Genomic DNA, 18,440 nt, shown 5'->3' with positions numbered 1-18,440 from the left:
CCTGCGCACCCGCGCAGCAGCCACGCACCGCGTCATCGCGCCCAGGACGAATCCGCCGGTCCTCGGTAGTGGCTCCCGGGCCCGCCGCCGTCCCCGTCGGGGAGCGGCACGCCCGAGGGCTTCGATCGAAGACCGGCTCCGCCGAGGATCGCCCGCGTCGTGGTGGCCAGGTGCCCTCCACGAGGAGACACCTCACTTCATGACCGATCCCATCACCGATGACGTCCACGAGACCACGGCCGTCATCGACAACGGGTCCTTCGGGACCCGCACCATCCGGTTCGAGACCGGCCGGCTCGCCCGGCAGGCCGCCGGCTCCGTCGTCGCCTACCTGGATGACGAGACCATGCTGCTGTCGGCCACCACGGCCTCGAAGCAGCCCAAGGAGCAGTTCGACTTCTTCCCGCTGACGGTCGACGTCGAAGAGCGCATGTACGCGATCGGCAAGATCCCGGGCTCGTTCTTCCGCCGCGAGGGCCGCCCGGGCACCGACGCGATCCTCACCTGCCGGCTCATCGACCGGCCGCTGCGCCCGTCGTTCGTCGACGGCCTGCGCAACGAGATCCAGATCGTCGTCACGGTCCTCTCGCTCGACCCGCGCGACCCCTACGACGCGCTGGCCATCAACGCCGCCTCGGCGTCGACCCAGCTCGCCGGGCTGCCCTTCTCGGGCCCGATCGGCGGCGTCCGCGTCGCGCTGATCGACGGCCAGTGGGTCGCCTTCCCGCAGTACGAGGACCTGCAGCGGGCCGTGTTCGACATGGTCGTCGCCGGGCGCATCGTGGGTGACGACGTCGCGATCATGATGGTCGAGGCCGAGGCCACGACCGAGACGGTCGAGCTCGTCGCCGGCGGCGCGCAGGCGCCCACCGAGCAGGTCGTCGCGCAGGGCCTGGAGGCGGCCAAGCCGTTCATCCGCAGCCTGTGCGTCGCGCAGCAGCAGCTGGCCGACGTCGCCGCCAAGCCGACGGGCTCGTTCCCGACCTACCCGGCCTACCAGCCCGACGCGTTCGAGGCGGTCGAGGCCGCCGCGAGCGACGACCTGGCCGCCGCGCTGACCATCGCGGGCAAGCAGGAGCGCGAGGCGCGGATCGACGAGGTCAAGGCGGGCGTGCTGGCCTCCCTCGGTGAGAAGTTCGAGGGCCGCGAGAAGGAGCTCGGCGCCGCGTTCCGGTCGCTGAACAAGAAGCTCGTGCGCCGTCGCATCCTCACCGACCAGGTGCGCATCGACGGCCGCGGCCTCACCGACATCCGGCCGCTCTCGGCCGAGGTCGAGGTCGTCCCGCGGGCGCACGGCTCGGCGCTGTTCGAGCGCGGCGAGACCCAGATCATGGGTGTCACCACGCTGAACATGCTGCGCATGGAGCAGCAGATCGACTCGCTGGGGCCGGAGACGCACAAGCGCTACCTGCACCACTACAACTTCCCGCCGTACTCGACCGGTGAGACCGGCCGCGTCGGCTCGCCCAAGCGTCGCGAGATCGGCCACGGCGCGCTCGCCGAGCGTGCCCTGCTGCCGGTGCTGCCGACGCGCGAGGAGTTCCCCTACGCCATCCGGCAGGTGTCGGAGGCGCTGGGCTCCAACGGGTCCACGTCGATGGGCTCGGTCTGCGCATCGACGATGTCGCTGCTCAACGCCGGTGTGCCGCTGAAGGCGCCGGTCGCGGGCATCGCGATGGGCCTGGTGTCCGACGAGGTCGACGGCAAGGCCACCTACGTGGCGCTGACCGACATCCTCGGCGCCGAGGACGCGTTCGGCGACATGGACTTCAAGGTCGCGGGCACGTCGGACTTCGTCACCGCGCTGCAGCTCGACACCAAGCTCGACGGCATCCCGTCCGAGGTGCTCGCGGCCGCGCTGAACCAGGCGAAGGACGCGCGGCTGACGATCCTCGAGGTCCTCGGCGAGGCCATCGACGGCCCCGACGAGATGAGCACCTACGCGCCTCGCGTCACCGCGATCAAGGTCCCGGTCGACAAGATCGGCGAGGTCATCGGCCCGAAGGGCAAGATGATCAACTCGATCACCGAGCAGACCGGCGCGGACATCTCGATCGAGGACGACGGCACCATCTACGTCGGTGCGGCCGACGGCCCGTCCGCGGAGGCGGCGATCGGCATGATCAACGCCATCGCCAACCCGCAGCTGCCGAAGATCGGCGAGCGGTTCCTGGGCACGGTCGTCAAGACCGCGGCCTTCGGCGCCTTCGTCTCGCTGGTCCCCGGCAAGGACGGCCTCGTCCACATCTCGAAGCTGGGCAACGGCAAGCGCATCGGCAAGGTCGAGGACGTCGTCAAGGTCGGCGACAAGCTGCGCGTCGAGGTCACCGACATCGACAACCGCGGCAAGATCAGCCTCGTCCCGGTGCAGGAGGAGTCGGCCGCCGTGGGTGGCGACGACACCGCACCCGCCGAGGGCGAGCCCGTCGCCGCGGCCGCCGAGGCCGAGTGACCGCAACGGTCTCCACGCCGGGGGCGGGTGCTTCGGCACCCGCCCCCGGCGTCTTGCGGTCGGAGCTTCCCGGCGGCATCCGGCTGGTCACCGAGACGGTGCCCGGGGTGCGGTCGGTGTCGCTGGGCATCTGGATCGGCATCGGCTCGCGCGACGAGACACCGGAGCAGGCCGGCGCCGCGCACTTCCTCGAGCACCTGCTGTTCAAGGGCACGCAGCGGCGCAGCGCCTCGGGGATCGCGGAGGAGATCGACGCCGTCGGCGGCGAGCTCAACGCGTTCACCGCCAAGGAGCACACCTGCTACTACGCGCAGGTCCTCGACACCGACGTCGCCCTCGCGGTCGATCTCCTCGCCGACGTCGTCACCGACGCCCGGCTCGCGCACGCCGACACCGAGCTCGAGCGCGGCGTCGTGCTCGAGGAGATCGCGATGCGCGACGACGACCCCGAGGACCTGCTCGGCGAGCTGTTCGACGCGGCCCTGTTCGGCGACCACCCGTTGGGGCTGCCGATCGTCGGCTCCGAGGAGTCGATCCGGGCGATGAGCCGCGAGACGCTGCACGCGTTCTGGCGCAGCGAGTACACGACCCCCCGGATGGTCGTCGCCGCGGCGGGCAACCTCGACCACGCGCACCTGGCCGAGCTGGCCGGTGCCGCCCTCGCCGCGGCGGCCGAGCGCACCGAGCCCGGCGTCGTGCCGGTGCCGCCACGGCGCGGCGGCGCGCACCCGGCCGGCGGCGGGGACCGGCTGGTCCTGCACAGTGACGACACCGAGCAGGCGCACCTGCTCCTCGGCGTGCCCGGCGTCGACCGGCACGACCCGCGCAGGCAGGCCCTCGCGGTGCTCAACACCGCACTGGGCGGCGGGCTGTCGTCGCGGCTGTTCCAGCAGGTGCGCGAGCAGCGCGGGCTGGCCTACTCGGTCTACTCGGCAGCGGCCTCCTACGCCGACGCCGGCAGCCTCTCCGTCTATGCGGGGTGCGCGCCCGAGCGCCTCGGCGAGGTCGTGGGCGTCGTGCGCGACGTGCTCTCCGACGTCGCCGCGAACGGCCTGACGACGGCCGAGCTGGTCCGCGCGCAGGGCTCGCTGCGCGGGGGGCTGGTGCTGGGCAGCGAGGACACCGCGTCGCGGATGAACCGCATCGGGCGCTCCGAGCTCGACCACGGCCGCCAGCGCAGCCTCTCCGAGAGCCTCGACCGCATCGCGGGCGTCACCGCCGACGAGGTCGCCGCCGTCGCGCGCGAGCTGCTCGCCCGGCCGCTGACCGCGGCGGTCGTCGGCCCGTTCGACGAGGTCGGCGACCTCCCCGCCGCGCTGCGGGAACTCGCCGACTGAGGCCCCCGCGAGTGACCGTCGCCCCAGGGGGTTCCATGACCGCAGTTCTGGCCGGTGTGATCATCGCCGTCGGGTTGCTCGGCATCGTGTCCCTGGTCCTGCCGGGGCTCGTCGTCGTGCTCGCCGGCGTGGCGGTGTGGGCGGTCCCGCGCGGCGACGCCCTCGGCTGGTGGGTGCTCGGGATCGCCGGCCTGCTGGTCGTCGCCGGGACCGTCGCGAAGTACCTGCTGCCCGGCCGCGCGCTCAAGGAGGCAGGCGTCCCCGGTCGGACACTGATGCTGGGCGCGGGGCTCGGCGTCGTCGGCTTCTTCGTGATCCCGGTGATCGGGCTCTTCCTCGGGTTCGTGCTCGGGGTGTGGCTCGCCGAGCTCGTGCGGCTGCCCGACCGCCGGCAGGCGTGGACGTCGGCCAGGCACGCGCTGCGCGCGGTGGGCTACAGCATGCTCATCGAGCTCGCCGCCGGGCTGCTGGCGACGACGGCGTGGATCGTCGGGCTCGTGGTGGGGTGACCTACCCTGCTCCGGTGACGAACGAGCGGATCAGGGTCGGGGTACTGGGCGCGAAGGGCCGCATGGGGTCCGAGGTGTGCCGCGCGGTCGAGGGCGCACACGACACGGAACTGGTCGTCGCGCTCGACGACGGCGACGCGCTGTCGGCGCTGGTCGACGCCGGCGCCCAGGTCGCGGTCGACTTCACCCACCCCGGCGCCGTGCTCGGCAACGTCGAGTTCTGCGTGCGCAACGGGATCGCCGCGGTCGTCGGCACCTCCGGCTTCGACGAGTCCCGCTTCGAGACCGTCCGCGGCTGGCTCGCCGACGCGCCCGGTGCGGCGGTGCTCGTGGCGCCGAACTTCGGCGTCGGCGCCGTGCTGTCGATGCAGTTCGCCCGGCAGGCCGCGCGCTTCTTCGACTCCGTCGAGATCATCGAGCTGCACCACGCCGGCAAGGTCGACGCGCCGTCGGGCACCGCCGCGCGCACCGCGTCGCTGGTGGCGCAGGCCCGCGCGGAGGCTGGTGCGGGGCCGGTCCCGGACGCGACGACCACCGCGCTCGACGGTGCCCGCGGCGCCGACGTCGACGGCATCCACGTGCACTCGGTGCGGATGCCGGGGCTCGTCGCGCACCAGGAGGTCGTGCTCGGCACCGACGGCGAGGTCCTGACGATCCGGCACGACTCCATGAACCGCACGTCGTTCATGCCGGGGGTGCTGCTCGCGGTGCGGGAGGTCAGGTCGCGGCCGGGGCTGACGATCGGACTCGAGCCCCTGCTGGGGCTCTGACCGCCTACTCCTTGAGCGCGAGGTCGAGCGGCCCGGACACGCGGAGCTCGCGCAGCGCGCCGTCGCCGGTGTCGAGGGTGCGGGCGGCGCCGTCGGGCTCCCAGCCGGCGGTGCCGTAGAAGCGCAGCGACGCCGCGTCCGGCTCCGGAACCCACGCCCGCCCGCGCTCGGCGCCGCCGGCCCGCAGCGCCGCGGCCGCGTGTGCCAGCAGCCGGCCACCGTGCCCGCGGCGCCCCCACCGCGGTTCGACGAGCAACGTGCTCACCTCGGCGATCGTCCCGCCCTCGCCGCGGTACCCGGCCGCGGCGCAGAACCCGACCGTCCACTCGCCCTCCGTCGCGACGAGCACGTGGAAGGCGTTGCCGCCCGGCGTGCCGGCCGACCCGGCCGCGGCGACGGCGTCGGTCCACGCCTGCCGGGCCTGCGGGCCGTCGAGCTGCGCGATCGCGTCGTCGGGCACCAGGCCCGCGTACGCCGCCCGCCACGTCACCGACTGGATCCTGACGATGTCGTCGACGTCGGCGAGCTGGGCGGAACGGACCGCGGCGATGGCCATGGCGCATGGATACCCGGGCGCGGCGCCCGGGGTGAGGGCGGGGTCACCTCGCGTGCGGTTCTTCGCTATGGCAACGTCCGACGGGTGAGTGCCCTCGGCGTCGACCCGGCCGCGGCCGCCCGGACCGGGCGACCCGGGGCGGCGTGGGCCGCCCTCGCGGTCGTGTACGTCCTCTGGGGCTCGACCTACCTGGGCAACAAGCTCGTCATCGTCGCGGTCCCGCCGCTGCTCACGGGCGGCTTCCGGTTCGTGGTCGGCGGGGTCGCGATGAGCCTGCTGCTCCTCGCGGTCCGCGGGCCGTCGGTCTTCCGGATGTCGCGCAGGCAGTTCGCGACGTGCGCCCTCACCGGTCTGCTGCTTCCGGCCTGGGGCAACGGGCTGGTGACGCTCGGGCAGGAGAACGTGTCGTCCGGCGTCGCGGCGCTGCTCATCGCCTCGGTGCCGCTGTGGATCGTCCTGCTGCGGGCGCTGACCGGCGACCGGCCGCGGCCCGCGACCTTCATCGGAGTCGCGATCGGCATCGCCGGGCTCGCGGTCCTGCTGCTCGGCGGCACGTCCGGCGGGTCCGGCGGGGTGTCGGGCAACGCCTGGTGGGGCCCGTGGATCGTGCTGCTCGCGGGGCTGGGCTGGGCCGTCGGGACGTTCTCGTCGACGAAGCTGCCGACGCCCGCCAACCCGCTCACGCTCGTCGCCGTCCAGATGACGGTCGGCGGGGTGATCCTGCTGGCCGTCGGCTTCGGCAAGGGCGACCGCGTCGACTTCGGCTCGGTGCCGGCCGTCTCCTGGTGGGCGTGGGTCTACATGGCGCTCGTCGCGTCGTGCTGCGGGTTCAGCGCCTTCGCCTACACCCTCGACCGGCTGCCGGTCTCGACCGTCGCCACCTACGCCTACGTCAACCCCGTGATCGCCGTGCTGCTCGGCGTGCTGGTCGCGGGGGAGCGGTTCTCGCCGGTGCAGATCGTCGGCGGGCTGATCGTCGTCGTGGCGGTGGTGCTCGTCGTGGCCGCGGAACGACGTCCACCGGCCCCGGAGCCTGCGCCCGATCCTGGTGGCGCCGACCCGGAACTGTCGGGGCGTGATGGCACCATGCGCGCGTGACCGAGATCGGTGCGGACGGCGCCCGTCGGGCGGTGCTGGCGGCGCAGGGCTTCGCCGATGCGCGCCCGTCCGGCACCGTCACCCGCGCGCACCTGCAGCGCGTCCTCGGGCGGCTGCACCTGCTGCAGCTCGACTCGGTCAACGTCGCGGTCCGGGCGCACTACATGCCACTGTTCTCCCGCCTGGGCGCCTACCCGCGCGACCTCGTCGACGGCGCGGCCTGGAGCCACTCCGCTCGGCGCCCGCGGCTGCTCGCCGAGTACTGGGCGCACGAGGCGTGCCTGCTGCCCGTCGCCGACTGGCCGCTGCTGCTGTCGGGGGCCAAGCGTCGTGGCTGGTGGAAGCACTACGGGCCGCTCGTCGAGCGCGAGCCGGGCCTGGTCTCCGACGTGCTGGCCGCGGTGAAGGAGCTGGGGCCCGTCGGGGCCGGGGCGCTGGAGGACGCGCTGGGTGGCCGGTCCACGCCCCGGCCGCCGGGTGCGACGTGGTGGGAGCGGTCGGAGGTCAAGCGCATCTGCGAGTACCTCTTCGGCGTCGGTGAGCTCACCACCGGCACCCGTGTCCACTTCCAGCGCCGCTACGACCTCCCCGAGCGGGTCCTGCCCGCCGCGGTGCTGGCCGCGCCGCCGGTCCCCGACGACGAGGCGGCCCGCCGGCTGGTGTGCAAGGCCGTCGCCGCGCTGGGTGTGGCCACCGAACCCGAGGTGCGCGACTACTACCGGCTCGGGCCCGAGCGCAACAGCCGGGCACTGGCCGAGCTCGTCGAGGCCGGAGAGGTCGAGCGCATCACCGTCCGCGGGTGGCGGCGCCCCGCGTTCCGGGTGCCGGGGGCGCGGGTGCCGCGCCGGGTCACCGGTCGCGCGCTGCTGTGCCCCTTCGATCCGCTGATCTGGGAGCGGGCGCGTGCCGAACGGCTCTTCGGGTTCAGGTACCGCATCGAGATCTACGTGCCCGAGCCCAAGCGCGAGTTCGGGTACTACGTCTTCCCGTTCCTGCTCGACGGCCGGCTGGTCGCCCGCGTCGACCTCAAGTCCGAGCGGGCGACGGGCACCCTGCGGGTGAAGGGCGCGTTCGTCGAGGAGGGCGTCGACGAGGTGCGGGTCGCCGCCGAGCTGGCCGCCGAGCTGCGGGTCATGGCCGAGTGGCTGGGCCTCGACGCGGTCGAGGTCGGGGACCGGGGTGGGCTGGCGACGAGGCTGGCGCGCGAGGTGCGCGCGGCCTGAACCGGGGGTCGCGGCCGGCCCGCCGCCATCCGGTGGCCCCGGTCCGGATGCGCCTCCCGGCGCGTCCGGGTTTCACCCGGGTGGGTATGTGCGAACTCGCCGGCCCGGGGAACCCGACGTGCGAGGGCCCGGTCGCGGCTCCCCCTCGCGACCGGGCCCCCACCAGTGCGCCGGACCCCCACCCGGCGCGTGTCTCCTCGGTGCGTCCGCCGCAGCGGTGCGACGGCGGACGGTGTCGTCAGACGGTTGCGGCGGCCGCCCGGGACACCACGACGTCGCCCGTCCCCGCCCGGCCGCGGATGCGCAACGCCGGAGCCGACTGCGGGGCCACCCCGGTGACCTCCAGCTCGCTGCGCGCCCGACCGGTGCCCGACGAGAGGTCCAGCTCCGCGGCCACGCCGGAGTGCACGCCGATCCGGATGCCCCCGGAACCCGTCGTGAGCTCGAACGTGCCGGACACCGCGTCCGCGATCCGGACCTCGCCGGACCCCGTGCGTACCCCGAGGTCGCCGGTGACCTCGCCGAGCTCGACGTCGCCGCTGCCGGACTTCACCTCGCTCGGCCCGCTCAGCGCGGCGACGGCGATGCGGCCCGAGCCGGTCCGGATTTTCCCGCGGCCACCGACGACGCCGAGGTCGACGTCGCCGGAGCCCGTCGTGACGTCGACATCGCCCGTCGTCTCCTCCAGCCGGACCTCGCCCGATCCGGTGCGCACCGCGCCCCAGCCGGCGCGCCCGGTCACGGTGACCTCACCCGCTCCGGTGCGCACCGCGTGCCGTGACGACACCGGCGCGCGCACCGTCACCGCGAGCGGCACCATGCGCAGCGGCATCTCCTGCGACGAGCGCACGACGAGCCGCCGGGACGCTTCCGACCAGCGGATCTCGGCCGCCTCGACGGCGCGTGCGGCGAGCTCCTCGGTGATCTGACCCGGGTCGAACCCGCCGAACCCCGCGCTCGGGAAGCCCTGCACGTCACCGAGGCCCTGCACGTTCCCGAACCCGCCGCGGCCCGCCGCGGACCCGAGCCAGTTGAACAGGCCCGCGATGCCGTTGGTCCAGACGTTGCCGCCCTGCGCCTCGTGACGGACCTCGACCCACACCTCGCGGGTGTCGGAGAGCTCGACGCGGACCGAGCCGACGTCGATGTTCAGCTCCAGCTCGGCCGGCCCCGAGGCGTCCCAGCGCTCCTGCCGGGTGAGCTCGTGGCCGGTCTCGTCCGCGGCTCCCGTCCGGCTCTCGCCGGGCCGGTCGTCCGGGTGTCGGTCGTCGTCACGCGTGTCGTCGGTCATCGTCCTCACCCCTGAACCCAGCCGCGGACGCGGCGTCCGTCGTCGCCGCGGCTGCGGCCCCGTCCTCCGCGGCCACCCCGGTCGCCGCGGTCCCAGCTGCCGCGGTCCCAGCCGCCGCGGTCCCAGTTGGGCCCGCCGCGGCCGGACAGGGCGCCCTGCACGGCCTGCGCGACCCACGAGTTCAGCGACACACCCTGCGCCGCCGCGGCCTGTTCGGCCTGGTTCTTGATCTGCTCGACGAGCCGCAGCGTGATGCGGCTGATGTCGCCCGCGTCGGCGCCGGGCGGCGGCATCGTGGGCGCGGGCTCCGGCTCGGGCTCGTGGGCGGGCTCGTCGCCGGTGACGACGACCCGCACGTCGCGGCCGTCGAGGCGCACCTCGACGACCCGGTCGCCCAGGGCGGCCGTGACCTCGGCGGCCAGGTCCGACAGGGCGTTCATGACGGCCAGCCTCGCGGCCGGCTCGATCGCCGCGCCGAGCAACGCGGCCGTGCGCCGGGTCTGCTCGTCGCCTGCGGCCGCGGCGGAGGAGAGATCCTCCCGCAGCTGGGCTACGTACTGGCTGACATCCATGACACCACTATGGCGTCATGCTGACGTCATCGCAAGAAAATCGTGACGGCACTCGTGGTGCGTGCGGCTCCTTCCGGAGGAACGTGCGGTGGCCGCGGATCGCTCCCGGGCCCCGGTACCGGTCCGGGCGTTGTCGGAGTGCCCGGTTACGCTGCCGGTATGCCGGAGATCGTGCCGCTGGGCGTCCAGCTCGTCGCGAAGACCGAGTTCTTCCCGCCGTCCGACGTTCCGTGGAGCACGGATGCCGACGGCGGCCAGGCACTCGCGGAGTTCGCCGGCCGGGCGTGCTACCAGTCGTGGGCCAAGCCGAACCCGGCGACGGCCACCAACGCGGGCTACCTGCGGCACATCCTCGAGGTCGGGCACCTCTCGGTGCTGGAGCACGGGACGGTCAGCTTCTACCTCACCGGCGTCTCCCGCTCGCTCACCCACGAGCTGATCCGGCACCGCCACTTCTCGTACTCGCAGCTCTCGCAGCGCTACGTCCCCGAGCGCGACGCCGCGATGGTCGAGCCCGCCGCGATCGCCGAGGACCCCGAGCTGCACGCCCTGTTCGAGGAGGCGGCGGAGGCGTCGGTCAAGGCCTACACCGACCTGCTCGCAGGCCTGGAGAAGCGCTTCGCCGACGTGCCCAACGCCACCCTGCGCCGCAAGCAGGCCCGGCAGGCCGCGCGCGCGATCCTGCCCAACGCCACCGAGACGCGGATCGTCGTCACGGGCAACTACCGGGCCTGGCGGCACTTCATCGCCATGCGCGCCTCCGAACACGCCGACGTCGAGATCCGCGAGTTGGCCGTCGAGTGCCTGCGCCAGCTGCAGCGCGAGGTGCCGAACGTGTTCAACGACTTCGACATCCAGAAGCTCGAGGACGGCACGGAGATCGCGTCGAGCCCGTACGTCACCGAGGGGTAGCGGAGCGCCCGAGCATCGGTACCGAGGGGTAGCGGAGCGCCCGAGCGTCAGCACGAGGGCGGCACGACGGGACGCCGCGAACGGTGGCATATCGCCCGACCAGCGCAGACCGGACAGGCGCGGCTCCCTCGGGGGCGACCCGGGCGGTGCGGGACGGCGCGGACGGCTAGGTTCGCGATCGTGAGCCTCGCGACGACCGAACGAGCGGCCCTGTGCGACGAGATGGAGCGGTCCGGGCCGGACCGCCCGACGTTGTGCGCGGGCTGGACGAGCCGCGACCTGCTGGCCCATCTGCTGGTGCGCGAGCGCCAGCCGTGGGCGGCGTCGGGGATCGTCGTGCCGGCCCTGGCCCCGATCACCGAGCGGGCGATGTCGGGGTACGCCGACACGCCGTGGTCGGAGATGATCGCCGAGCTGCGTGACGGTCCTCCGGCGTGGTCGCCCTACCGCGTCGGCAAGGTCGACGAGTTCGCGAACGGCGCCGAGTTCTTCGTCCACCACGAGGACGTGCGCCGCGGCGAGCCGGGCTGGGAGCCCCGCCCACCGGACACGGAGCGCGACGGTGCGCTCTGGGCGTTGCTCGGCCGGATGGGCCGGGTGCTGTGGCGGCGCAGCCCCGTGGGCGTGGTGGTGCGCCGCCCCGAGGGAGCCGTGCAGGTGGTGCGGACCGGCCCGGGGCTGGTGACGATCGTCGGCGAGCCTGCCGAGATCGTGCTGCACGCGTTCGGGCGCGACGCGGCGCGGGTGTCGCTGGAGGGCGCCGCCGCCGACCTCGAGACCTACGGCCGGGCGTCCCGCGGCCTGTGACCGCCCGGCCGGGCGTCCCGCGGCCTCGAATCCGGCCGGGCGCCGCCGAGCTCGTCCCGCCGGACGGGCCGGCGGGCCGGGGACCGCGCGCGAGCCGCTGTGAGGCACGGCGCACGCGCGCCGGTCGGAACGCCGGATCGGGAGATGCGGCGGTACGGTCATCACCCATGAGCCCGACCCCTGCTCCATCCCGGCCGCCTGGCCGCCCGTTCGGCCAGGTGCTGACCGCAATGGTCACCCCCTTCGACTCCGACGGCGGCCTCGACCTGGGGAAAGCCGAGGAGCTGGCGGCCCACCTCGTCGAGCTGGGCAACGACGGGCTGGTCGTCAACGGGACGACGGGTGAGGGCCCGACGACGTCGGACGCCGAGAAGGCGGAGCTGGTCCGGGCGGTCGTGAGCGCGGTGGGCGACCGGGCCGTCGTCGTCGCGGGTGCGGGCACCTACGACACGGCCCACAGCATCCGGCTGGCCCGCGAGGCGGAGAAGGCGGGTGCGCACGGGCTGCTGGTGGTCACGCCGTACTACTCACGGCCGCCGCAGTCGGGGCTGGTCGCGCACTTCACGGCGGTCGCGGACGCCACCGAGCTGCCGATGATGCTCTACGACATCCCGCCGCGCAGCGTCATCCCGATCGAGCTGGAGACGCTGCAGAAGCTGGCCGAGCACCCGCGCATCGTCGCGGTGAAGGACGCGCGCAACGACCTGCGCGTCGGCACCGAGGTCCTGGCGACGACGACGCTGACCTACTACTCCGGCGACGACCCCGTGAACCTGCCGTGGCTCGCGGTGGGCGCAGTGGGCTTCGTGAGCGTCATCGGGCACGTCGTGGCCGACCGGCTGCGCGCGCTGATCGACGCGTACGAGGCGGGCGAGCACGACCGGGCCCGCGCGCTGCACTACGCGACGCTGCCGGTCATCCGGGCCATGGGCCGCGTCGGCGGGGTGGTGTTCGCGAAGACGGCGCTGCGGCTGCGGGGCATCGACGTGGGCGACCCGCGGCTCCCGCTGCCCCCGGCGACCGACGAGCAGGTCGCGGCGATCGTCGGCGACCTCGCGGCGGCGGGGATCGCGCTCGACCCCGAGGCGGTGGGCGTCCGGCGCGACCGCGGCTACGGAGCGCTCGGTGCCCGGGCGACCCTCGACATCGGGGCGGAGGTCGCGTACCGGTGACCCGCCCTCCCGCACGGTCGGACCGCAGGCCCGACCGCCGTTCCCGTGGGCCCCGTCGCGACCGCCCGGCGCCCCCGCCGCCGCCGGACGCGGAGAACGCCGCCGAGCTGCCCATGCACCCGCCACCGGCGCTCGCCCCGGGCGGCCTGCGCGTCTTCGCGCTGGGCGGCATCGGCGAGGTCGGCCGCAACATGACGGTCTTCGAGTACGACGGGCGGCTGCTCGTCGTCGACTGCGGGGTGCTGTTCCCGTCCGAGGACTCGCCGGGCGTGGACCTGATCCTGCCCGACTTCCGGGCGATCGAGGACCGCCTCGACGACGTCGACGCGCTCGTGCTCACCCACGGCCACGAGGACCACATCGGCGCGGTCCCGTTCCTGCTGCGGCAGAAGCCGGACCTGCTGGTCGTGGGCTCCCGGTTCACGCTCGCGCTGGTCGCGGCCAAGTGCAGGGAGCACCGGCTCACCCCGCACCTGCTCGAGGTCGCCGAGGGTGCCCGGCTCACGCACGGGCCCTGGGACTGCGAGTACTTCGCGGTCAACCACTCGATCCCCGACGCGCTGGCCCTCGCGGTCCGCACGCCCGCGGGGCTGGTGCTGCACACCGGCGACATCAAGCTCGACCAGCTCCCGCTCGACAACCGGCTCACCGACCTGGCGGGCTTCTCCCGGTTGGGCGACGAGGGGGTCGACCTCTTCCTCGTCGACTCCACGAACGCCGACATCCCCGGCTTCGTGACGCCCGAGCGCGAGATCGGCCCCGTCATCGAGGGGGTGTTCCACCGGGCGTCGTCGCGGATCATCGTGGCGTGCTTCGCCAGCCACGTGCACCGCGTCCAGCAGGTCCTCGACGCCGCGGCCAAGCACGGCCGCCGGGTCTGCCTGGTGGGCCGGTCGATGGTGCGCAACATGGGTATCGCGGGCGAGCTGGGCCTGCTGCAGATCCCCGACGGACTGCTCGTCGACCTCGACGAGGCGATGACGCTGCCCGACGACCAGCTCGTCCTGGTCTCGACGGGGTCGCAGGGGGAGCCGCTGTCGGCGCTGTCGCGGATGGCCCGCGGCGACCACCGCTCGGTGCGCATCCGGCCCGAGGACACGATCATCCTGGCCAGCTCGCTGATCCCGGGCAACGAGACGGCCGTCTTCGGCGTCATCAACGGCCTGACCCGGCTGGGCGCGTCGGTGATCCACCAGGGCAACGCCAAGGTGCACGTCTCCGGGCATGCGCCTGCGGGTGAGCTGCTGTTCCTCTACAACGCGGTCCGGCCGTCGAACGTCGTCCCGGTACACGGGGAGTGGCGGCACCTGCGTGCCAACGGCCGGCTCGCCGTGCAGACCGGGGTGCAGGAGGACCGCGTGGTGCTGGCGGAGAACGGGGTCGTCGTCGACCTCGTCGACGGCATCGCGGCGATCTCGGGCCGCGTCGAGGTCGGCCGCGTCTACGTCGACGGGCTGGCGGTCGGCGACATCGGCGAGACGACGCTGTCCGACCGGCTCACGCTCGGCGAGGGCGGGTTCATCCAGATCACCGTCGCGGTCGACGCCCGCACGGGCCGGGCGGTGGCGCCGCCGACCCTGGCCGGGCGCGGGTTCTCCGACGACCCCAAGGCGCTCGACGTCGTGCTGCCGTTGATCGAGGACGAGCTGTCGCGGACCGAGAACGAGGGCATCACCGACCCGTACCGGATCGCGCAGGCGGTGCGCCGGGTCGTCGGCAAATGGGTGGGGGAGACCTACCGCCGCCGCCCGATGATCGTGCCGACGGTCATCGCAGTGTGACGGGCGCCGCCGGACCCGCCCGGGGGAACCGGCGGTTCGCGGAGGCAACCCGCGTAACCGGCATTGTGTACACCGTTCTCGCAGGTCGGACGGCATGCGCGAAGCGGGCAACCGGCTTAACCGCCGCGTTACCGGATCCCACTGTCGGGTGACACGCACACTGCTCACCGTTGTATGCATGACCGAGGCCAGGATGCACCCCCGAACGGTTCGCCGCTCGAGTGCCGCGCGTCGCGTCCGGGACCTGCTCCGCGTGGCGATCGTCCACGAGGAGTTCCCGGCGGGCGCGTTGCCGGGCGAGACCGAGCTCATGCTGTCGTTCTCCGCGAGCCGGCAGGTCGTCCGCGACGCGCTCGCGATGCTGCGCGACGAGGGGCTCGTCAAGCGGGTCCAGGGCACCGGGACGTTCTCGGTGGCCTCGAAGGTCCGGCACAGCTTCACCCACCTGCACGGCCCGGAGCCCGAGCACGAACGGGTCTCGCACCGCATCCTCTCGGCGAGCCGCGAGCTCGCGGCGCCGCGGGTCGCGGAGCGGCTCGGGATCGAGCGGGGCGGGCAGGTCGGTGTCGTCGAGTACCTGACGGTGCTGGGCGACGAGCCCTACTACTGCGCGACGGCCTACGTGCCGACGGAGCTGCTCGCGGTGGTGGAGCGCGCCCGGGCCGTCGACGAGTGGTACGCGCTCTACGAGATGGCGGGGTTCGAGTTCGGGGTCGCCGACCAGGCCGTCGAGGCGATCCTGGCCGACGAGCTGGTCGCCGACCTGCTCGACGTCGCGCCCGGCGCCCCCCTGATGTTGTTCGAGCGCCTGCTGCGCGACAGCTACGGGCGGCCGTTGGAGTACGCGATCTCCCGGGTCCGTGGCGACCGGTTGACGCTGATGGCGCAGCTGCCCCGGCACGGGATGCTGCGGGCGTTCGGCCGGGTCGGTCCCGCGCACCGGACCGCTCCGGTGTCCGTCGATCCCGTGGTCGGGGAGGTCTGATGCTGGGGTACGTCGGCCGCCGGCTGCTGATGGCGATCCCGATCCTGTTCGGGGTCTCGATCGTCATCTTCATCACCATCAAGATCATTCCGGGTGATCCGGTCGCCTCCCTGCTCGGTCCGACGGGGTCGCCGGAGGCCCGCGCCGCGCTCACCGAACGGCTCGGCCTGAACGAGCCGTGGCCGGTCCAGTACGTGACCTGGCTGGGGCACACCCTGACCGGGGACCTCGGGACGAGCATCGCCCGGCGCAGCGACGTCGCGCCGATGGTGCTGGACGCGCTGATGAACACCCTGATCCTCAGCGCCGCCGCGGCGGTCATCGCGATCGTGCTCGGCGTCGCGGTCGGCGCGCTGACGGCGCTGCGCCGCACCGGCATCCTGGCCCGGCTGGGCAATGCGCTCGCGCTGTTCTCGATCTCGGTGCCGCAGTACTCGATCGGTCTGCTGCTCATCATCTACCTGGCGGCGGGAGCCGGGTTGTTCCCGGTGAGCGGCATGTACAACCCGAACGGCGACGGCGGGTTCGTCGACCTGTTCAACCACCTGATCCTGCCCGCGGTCACCGCCGCGCTCGTCCCCGCCGGGATCATCGCCCGGATGTTCCGCTCGTCGGTGCTCGACGTGATGAGCATGGACTTCGTCGAGGCCCTGACCTCGCGCGGGCTCTCGCACCGCCGGGTGATGGTGCACGCGTTCCACAACACCGTGCCGTCGTTGCTGACGGTCGCGGGCCTGCAGATCGGCTACCTGCTCGGTGGCGTCATCTTCGTCGAGGCGGTGTTCGCCTGGCCGGGGATCGGGCTGCTGGTCTACCAGTCGATCACCCAGCGGGACCTGCCGGTCATCCAGGCGGGGGTGCTCGTCTCCGCGCTCGCGTTCGTCGTGCTGAACCTCGTCGTCGACGCCCTGCACGGGCTCGTCGACCCCCGAATCCGCGCCTGACCCCGACCCCGAGTTCGCGCCCGACCCGCCGAATCCCGTTCGAGGAGCCTCGTGACCGCCACCATCGAAGCGTCGCCGAACGCCGTTCCCGGCAGCGGCGCCGCCCCCACCACCGCCCCGCGCCGCAGGCGCCGCATGACCGTGTCCGCCCGGATCGCGGCGGGCGTCGTCGCGCTGATCGTGCTCGTCGCGATCGTCGGGCCGCTGCTCGTCGGCGACCCGAACGCGGGCGACGCGGCGCGCCGGCTGCTGCCCGCCGGCAGCGCCGGGCACATCCTCGGCACCGACGGCCAGGGCCGCGACGTCTTCGCCCGGCTGATCGACGGTACCCGGCTCTCGCTGCTCGCGGGACTGGTCCCGGTGCTGTTCGCCGCCGTCGTCGGCACCACGTTGGGGGTGACGGCCGGGCTCTCGGGCAAGTGGGGGCACCGGGCGATCATGCGCACCCTCGACGTCTTCTACGCCTTCCCCGCGGTGCTGCTGGCCATCGCCATCGCGGCCGCGCTCGGCTCGGGCATCTCCAACTCGATCATCGCGCTCGCCGTGATCCTGGTGCCGCCCGTCGCCCGGGTCGCGGAGACGGAGACGCGCCGGCTGGCCGACCTCGACTACATGGACGCCGCCCGGGCGAGCGGGGCGTCGCGGCTCGCCATCGCGACGCGGCAGGTACTGCCCAACGTGGCCCCGCCCGTCGTCGTCTACTGCACGGCACTGATCGGGCTCTCGATCGTCTACGCCGCGGGTCTGAGCTTCCTGGGACTCGGGGTGTCACCGCCCACGGCCGAGTGGGGGCTCATGGTCAGCGACCACACGCAGTACATCTACACGGCGCCGTTCCTCGCGGCGATCCCCGCGCTCGCGATCCTCGTCGCGTCGGTGGCGTTCAACGTCCTCGGCGACGGGCTGCGCGACCTGCTCGACGTCCGATCGGAGGCCCGCGCGTGACCACCTCGCTGGAGAAGGACCCGGCGGCGACCGACACCACCGTCGCCCCGCTGCAGGTCACCGACCTCACGACGACGTTCGTGTCCCGGCACCGCAGCGTCGACGTCGTGCGCGGCGTCTCGTTCACCCTGCGCCGCGGCGAGACGATGATGCTGCTGGGCGAGAGCGGCAGCGGCAAGTCGGTCACCGCCCGGTCGATCATGCAGCTCTACGGGTCGGCGGCGAAGATCGGCGGCAGCGTGACGATGAACGGCCGCGAGCTGCTGGGCCTGCCCGCGCCGGAGCTGCGCAGCTTGCGCGGCGGTCAGGTCGCGCTCATCCCGCAGGACCCGACGGGTGCGCTGGACCCGTTGCGGCGCATCGGCTCGCAGCTCGTCGAGGTCCTGGGTGTGCACGGCGTCGCCACGACGAAGCAGGCCGCGCGCAGGCGGGCGGAGGAGCTGCTGGCGATGGTCGGCATCCCCGACCCGAAGCGCGTCGCCGACAGCTACCCGCACCAGCTCTCGGGCGGCATGCGGCAGCGGGCGGTCATCGCGATCGCCGTCAGCTGCGACCCGCAGGTGCTCATCGCCGACGAGCCGACGACCGCGCTGGACGTCACGGTGCAGGCCCAGATCCTGGAGCTGATCGTCGAGCTGCAGCAGCGGTCGGGCACGGCCGTCCTGATGGTCACGCACGACGTCGGCGTCGCCCGCGACTTCGGTGGCCGCATCGGGGTCATGTACGCGGGCAGGCTCGTCGAGGAGGGTCCGGCCGCGCAGGTGCTCGGCGAGCCGCGGCACCCGTACACGTCGGGTCTGCTGGCCGCCCTGCCGACACCGGGCGTCGCCAGGGGAGCGCTGCGCTCGATCGTCGGGTCGCCACCGCCCGTCGGCGCCTTCCCGGCGGGCTGCGCGTTCGCCCCGCGCTGCCCGCAGGCCCGCCCGTCGTGCCACGAGCAGGACCCGCCGCTGGTGACGGTCGCCCCCGACCGGGCGGCCGCCTGCCCGGTCGCCAACCCCGGCCCGGCCCAGGAGCGTGCGGCGTGAGTTGCCCTGTGTCAAGCCGCCGCTGGTTGATCTTGGTTGAGGACGCGTTGAAGGGCGT

At 73.7% G+C, this 18,440-nt stretch carries 17 protein-coding genes; 14 read left to right on the top strand and 3 right to left on the bottom strand.

Annotated features, from left to right (window positions below):
* Nucleotides 1-199 precede the first annotated feature (199 nt).
* The 4 genes from PSD17_RS00125 to dapB are packed head-to-tail and all read left to right on the top strand — an operon-like array spanning nt 200 to nt 5,068.
* On the top strand, nt 200-2,452 hold the full coding sequence (locus PSD17_RS00125) for a polyribonucleotide nucleotidyltransferase (protein WP_339120807.1): 2,253 nt from the start codon (nt 200-202) through the stop codon (nt 2,450-2,452).
* On the top strand, nt 2,449-3,789 hold the full coding sequence (locus tag PSD17_RS00120) for a M16 family metallopeptidase (protein WP_339120806.1): 1,341 nt from the start codon (nt 2,449-2,451) through the stop codon (nt 3,787-3,789). Before PSD17_RS00125 ends, PSD17_RS00120 begins: the two co-directional genes overlap by 4 nt.
* Before the next feature lie 35 nt (nt 3,790-3,824).
* The gene (locus tag PSD17_RS00115) at nt 3,825-4,298 is read left to right on the top strand and encodes a DUF456 domain-containing protein (protein ID WP_339120805.1); all 474 of its coding nucleotides are present in this window, start codon (nt 3,825-3,827) and stop codon (nt 4,296-4,298) included.
* On the top strand, nt 4,295-5,068 hold the full coding sequence (gene dapB / locus PSD17_RS00110; protein ID WP_379653096.1) for a 4-hydroxy-tetrahydrodipicolinate reductase: 774 nt from the start codon (nt 4,295-4,297) through the stop codon (nt 5,066-5,068). Before PSD17_RS00115 ends, dapB begins: the two co-directional genes overlap by 4 nt.
* Nucleotides 5,069-5,072: 4 nt before the next feature.
* Here dapB and PSD17_RS00105 read toward each other — a convergent pair whose 3' ends face one another.
* The gene (locus PSD17_RS00105) at nt 5,073-5,624 is read right to left on the bottom strand and encodes a GNAT family N-acetyltransferase (protein WP_339120802.1); all 552 of its coding nucleotides are present in this window, start codon (nt 5,622-5,624) and stop codon (nt 5,073-5,075) included.
* Nucleotides 5,625-5,708: 84 nt separating this feature from the next.
* Here PSD17_RS00105 and PSD17_RS00100 point away from each other — a divergent pair, with 84 nt between their 5' ends.
* Nucleotides 5,709-6,722: an EamA family transporter gene (locus PSD17_RS00100; protein ID WP_339120800.1), complete on the top strand. Its 1,014-nt coding sequence runs from the start codon at nt 5,709-5,711 to the stop codon at nt 6,720-6,722.
* Nucleotides 6,719-7,945, top strand: coding sequence for a winged helix-turn-helix domain-containing protein (locus PSD17_RS00095; RefSeq protein ID WP_339120799.1), 1,227 nt, complete (start codon nt 6,719-6,721; stop codon nt 7,943-7,945). The genes PSD17_RS00100 and PSD17_RS00095 overlap by 4 nt, the downstream gene beginning before the upstream one ends.
* A 238-nt stretch (nt 7,946-8,183) precedes the next feature.
* On the opposite strand, the gene PSD17_RS00090 is transcribed toward PSD17_RS00095, so the two are convergent.
* A complete protein-coding gene (locus PSD17_RS00090) occupies nt 8,184-9,236 on the bottom strand; it encodes a DUF4097 family beta strand repeat-containing protein (RefSeq protein ID WP_013676716.1) in 1,053 nt (350 codons plus the stop codon).
* A 5-nt stretch (nt 9,237-9,241) separates the two neighbouring features.
* Nucleotides 9,242-9,808 carry a toxin-antitoxin system HicB family antitoxin gene (locus PSD17_RS00085; RefSeq protein ID WP_103383517.1) on the bottom strand — a complete coding sequence of 189 codons (567 nt, stop codon included), beginning with the start codon at nt 9,806-9,808 and terminating at the stop codon, nt 9,242-9,244.
* Nucleotides 9,809-9,967: 159 nt separating this feature from the next.
* Here PSD17_RS00085 and thyX point away from each other — a divergent pair, with 159 nt between their 5' ends.
* The 8 genes from thyX to PSD17_RS00045 all read left to right on the top strand — a co-directional run bounded on the left by thyX (nt 9,968) and on the right by PSD17_RS00045 (nt 18,382).
* Nucleotides 9,968-10,720 (top strand): FAD-dependent thymidylate synthase, encoded by a 753-nt coding sequence (gene thyX / locus PSD17_RS00080; protein ID WP_013676714.1) that lies wholly within the window; start codon nt 9,968-9,970, stop codon nt 10,718-10,720.
* Between the two features lie 180 nt (nt 10,721-10,900).
* Nucleotides 10,901-11,527: a TIGR03085 family metal-binding protein gene (locus PSD17_RS00075; RefSeq protein ID WP_103383518.1), complete on the top strand. Its 627-nt coding sequence runs from the start codon at nt 10,901-10,903 to the stop codon at nt 11,525-11,527.
* A gap of 167 nt (nt 11,528-11,694) precedes the next feature.
* On the top strand, nt 11,695-12,699 hold the full coding sequence (gene dapA / locus PSD17_RS00070; protein WP_083845264.1) for a 4-hydroxy-tetrahydrodipicolinate synthase: 1,005 nt from the start codon (nt 11,695-11,697) through the stop codon (nt 12,697-12,699).
* A gap of 113 nt (nt 12,700-12,812) precedes the next feature.
* Entirely contained in the window at nt 12,813-14,480 is a 1,668-nt protein-coding gene (locus tag PSD17_RS00065; protein ID WP_041759976.1) for a ribonuclease J, read from the top strand.
* A gap of 178 nt (nt 14,481-14,658) precedes the next feature.
* The gene (locus tag PSD17_RS00060) at nt 14,659-15,465 is read left to right on the top strand and encodes a GntR family transcriptional regulator (protein ID WP_143770588.1); all 807 of its coding nucleotides are present in this window, start codon (nt 14,659-14,661) and stop codon (nt 15,463-15,465) included.
* A complete protein-coding gene (locus tag PSD17_RS00055; protein ID WP_013676709.1) occupies nt 15,465-16,409 on the top strand; it encodes an ABC transporter permease in 945 nt (314 codons plus the stop codon). Before PSD17_RS00060 ends, PSD17_RS00055 begins: the two co-directional genes overlap by 1 nt.
* Before the next feature lie 51 nt (nt 16,410-16,460).
* The gene (locus tag PSD17_RS00050; protein WP_013676708.1) at nt 16,461-17,354 is read left to right on the top strand and encodes an ABC transporter permease; all 894 of its coding nucleotides are present in this window, start codon (nt 16,461-16,463) and stop codon (nt 17,352-17,354) included.
* The gene (locus PSD17_RS00045; RefSeq protein ID WP_013676707.1) at nt 17,351-18,382 is read left to right on the top strand and encodes an ABC transporter ATP-binding protein; all 1,032 of its coding nucleotides are present in this window, start codon (nt 17,351-17,353) and stop codon (nt 18,380-18,382) included. The genes PSD17_RS00050 and PSD17_RS00045 overlap by 4 nt, the downstream gene beginning before the upstream one ends.
* Nucleotides 18,383-18,440: the final 58 nt, after the last annotated feature.

The sequence above is a fragment of the Pseudonocardia sp. D17 genome (assembly GCF_036984265.1).
Taxonomy (GTDB): Bacteria; Actinomycetota; Actinomycetes; order Mycobacteriales; family Pseudonocardiaceae; genus Pseudonocardia; species Pseudonocardia benzenivorans.
This window is presented reverse-complemented; position numbering and strand designations above follow the sequence as displayed.

Excerpts from the sequence above, each read along its gene's own strand:
- PSD17_RS00125 (WP_339120807.1), top strand. The coding sequence starts at position 200 with ATGACCGATCCCATCACCGATGACGTCCACGAGACCACGGCCGTCATC.
- PSD17_RS00115 (WP_339120805.1), top strand. The coding sequence starts at position 3,825 with ATGACCGCAGTTCTGGCCGGTGTGATCATCGCCGTCGGGTTGCTCGGC.
- PSD17_RS00105 (WP_339120802.1), bottom strand. The coding sequence starts at position 5,624 with ATGGCCATCGCCGCGGTCCGTTCCGCCCAGCTCGCCGACGTCGACGAC.
- PSD17_RS00090 (WP_013676716.1), bottom strand. The coding sequence starts at position 9,236 with ATGACCGACGACACGCGTGACGACGACCGACACCCGGACGACCGGCCC.
- PSD17_RS00085 (WP_103383517.1), bottom strand. The coding sequence starts at position 9,808 with ATGGATGTCAGCCAGTACGTAGCCCAGCTGCGGGAGGATCTCTCCTCC.
- thyX (WP_013676714.1), top strand. The coding sequence starts at position 9,968 with ATGCCGGAGATCGTGCCGCTGGGCGTCCAGCTCGTCGCGAAGACCGAG.
- dapA (WP_083845264.1), top strand. The coding sequence starts at position 11,695 with ATGAGCCCGACCCCTGCTCCATCCCGGCCGCCTGGCCGCCCGTTCGGC.
- PSD17_RS00065 (WP_041759976.1), top strand. The coding sequence starts at position 12,813 with ATGCACCCGCCACCGGCGCTCGCCCCGGGCGGCCTGCGCGTCTTCGCG.
- PSD17_RS00060 (WP_143770588.1), top strand. The coding sequence starts at position 14,659 with ATGACCGAGGCCAGGATGCACCCCCGAACGGTTCGCCGCTCGAGTGCC.
- PSD17_RS00055 (WP_013676709.1), top strand. The coding sequence starts at position 15,465 with ATGCTGGGGTACGTCGGCCGCCGGCTGCTGATGGCGATCCCGATCCTG.